Source organism: Acidovorax sp. KPB24-03, from assembly GCF_057546605.1.
Window position 1 is genome coordinate 1 of the sequence record NZ_BAAJYR010000473.1, and the last position, 2,479, is coordinate 2,479.

A 2,479-nucleotide genomic window follows, 5' to 3' on the forward strand; every position below is an offset into this window, starting at 1 on the left:
GCTGCCGCTGACGGCGACGTAATTGCGCTTGAGCGTGGCCGTGCCCGCCGCTGTGACGCTGCCATAGAACGCCTGCACGCGGTTGCCGTTGGCGTCCCACGCGTAGCCGCTGGTGTTGGCGCCCAGGGTGTCGCTCAGCGCGCTGCCCGTGGGTAGCGTGAGGCCGGCCGGCGCGCTGTGGGCGCTGGCGGTGAGCCGGCCCGTGGCGTCGTAGGTGTTGGCGCTGGTGATCACGGCCTGCTGCGCCCCCGTGGCGCCGCGCAGGGCGTGACGCTGCTGCACCTGGGCCAGGCGCCCGGCGCTGTCCCAGGTCAGTTGCGGCAGCAGCCGGCTGGCGGACAACTGGCCCGCCAGGGTGTAGCTGCGCTGCTCGGTCAGGCCGGGCGCGGGTCCGGCCGAACTCTCCCGCGTGACGTTGCCCCGGACGTCGTTGGCATACGTGGTGGCCACGCCGGCGAAGTCCTGGGCACCCTGCACGGCGCCCATGACTTCGTAGGACAGCGAGGCCACATTGCCCAGGGCCTGCAATGCGATGAAGACGGCCCAGACGACCCTCATGAACCTCCTCCCGTTTGATGTGAGGCCTGACATCAGGTCAAACAGGCCTTACGCCCTAGTAAATCATGGTCATGACGCTATTAAATATATAGCAATCAAGACGTACAACGGCCAGGGTTGGATGTCAGGGTGTTGCATCGGCTCGCATGAGATCTCCCACGCAAGGCTTGAGAAATAAGCAGCAGTTACTTATTTTCAAAATCCTTAATCAGTCCCTCAAAACCAATGAGCGACTCTTCAATAGAAACCTTGCCTGCTTCGGTCAAATCATTGCCACCATTAATTGCCGCTGCGTTTATCTGCTCCATGGATAAAATGACGGGAAAAACCGCATTTCGCCACAATTCATTTTCAAAAACACCCCCAACCCCCTCAATCCGATGAATAAGCGAGTTTAAATCAAGTGTTCCATCACGATATTCATTGATGGCTTGCCGCAGCACGAAGGCTTGACGCGAGAAAAAATCGCTCATACAACCTGATTATTCAGGGATAAATTTAATTACCTACCCATTTCCACCAGCGACAATAACCACGCCGTTGCCCGCCATATGCACTGTCGTTCTATGCCATGCCGATGATGCCATTAAAAATAGCAAAAAACGTTGCAACGAAATTTTCGGCGGCGGGCAGGACATGGATTCAAGGGGTTGCATTGGCTCATCATGGCGACTTACTCCGACTAAAGAAGTTGGAACCAATGCAACCACTTAGTTCATGAATCAATACAGAGTCGGAAATACAGTTCTGTATGCCCTGCTCAGCAGCAACAGTATTCCATTACCTAAGTCTAGACCCATCGGGATTGATGGCCTCCTCATCCTTTCTAGTTGGATAATAAATCATCTTTTGATTAAGTTCGTAGAATATCAATCCATGAATGCCTTGCACCTCTAATTTTTTTAACCCGGCGTTGCCAAATATTATTAAATACTTCATCAAGCACCTTCGCATCACCAGTCGCGTATATCTCATCGATGAAAGCAATATCGACGCCACCAGGAAATAACAACAAAAATTCCTCATCGGTTGCTGAAAAAATGTCATATACGCAATTTTGCGCACCGTCAATAATTTGAATATTTTTCATAATCAGCGACTTGGTTTCACGTTTCTATAATCGCCACCTGGAGTCTGTACATCCCAATGGGGACCGCTGTGAGACCTACCTCCTGACCCAGTAGGACACCACACATCCCCTTTAGCATCTTCCCAGCCGTGGCTAGAACCGCCTTTGCCTGGATTTGGATTGGGCACCCAGTTATCGCCCCCTTTAGGACTTCTAAATCCATCTGCCTCTGTCGGTTTGCCCGGCGCCTTGGGCCCATTTGGGTCATATGCATTCTTAGGCGGTTTCGCAAACATGCGATCCAACCCATAACCCAATGCGCCAAGAGCAGTTCCAACCGCGATGTCAGTACCCGTGATGATCGCCGGAATAAATGGGATGACGACTGCAAACTCGCCGGTCGGATCGGCATAGCTAAGTGGATTTCCTCCCACATACAAGAACCGATTCCATCCCCCCTCCAGCCCAATCGGATCGGCCTGGATGTACCGCCCTCCCTCCCGGTCGTAATACCGGTTCAGGTTGTACGCCAGTCCCGTCTCTTCATCCCACACCTGCCCCGGATACCGCAGATCGAACTTCACCGCTTCGCTATAGCTGGTGGCACCTTGCCCACTCTGCGCATAGCCCGTCGCCCCGGTCGTCGGGTTGGCCTCTCCGAACCCCGTGATCAGCCATTGCCACACCACCTGGCCCTGCGTGTTGGTCAGGCGCCGTGGCGTGTTCAGGTGGTCCGCATCGATGGCATACAGCCTGCCGTTGATCTGCGCCGCCACCGGCATCGGCCCGCTGGCCGTGGGCAGGTAGATGACCTCCGTGCTATCCATCTCGCCCGCCGGCGCGGCGCTGTTG

4 protein-coding genes are annotated in these 2,479 nt (G+C 55.1%); all 4 read right to left on the reverse strand.

The window, feature by feature from the left end:
* The coding region (locus tag AC27KI_RS22765) for a hypothetical protein (protein WP_487090856.1) at positions 1–558 on the reverse strand (558 nt) is incomplete at its 3' end.
* A gap of 185 nt (positions 559–743) precedes the next feature.
* Positions 744–1,031 (reverse strand): hypothetical protein, encoded by a 288-nt coding sequence (locus AC27KI_RS22770; protein ID WP_487090855.1) that lies wholly within the window; start codon positions 1,029–1,031, stop codon positions 744–746.
* Positions 1,032–1,411: 380 nt separating this feature from the next.
* Positions 1,412–1,648, reverse strand: a complete 237-nt coding sequence (locus tag AC27KI_RS22775) for a hypothetical protein (protein ID WP_487115977.1) — start codon at positions 1,646–1,648, stop codon at positions 1,412–1,414.
* Positions 1,649–1,650: 2 nt separating this feature from the next.
* The coding region (locus AC27KI_RS22780; RefSeq protein WP_487090854.1) for an RHS repeat-associated core domain-containing protein at positions 1,651–2,479 on the reverse strand (829 nt) is incomplete at its 5' end.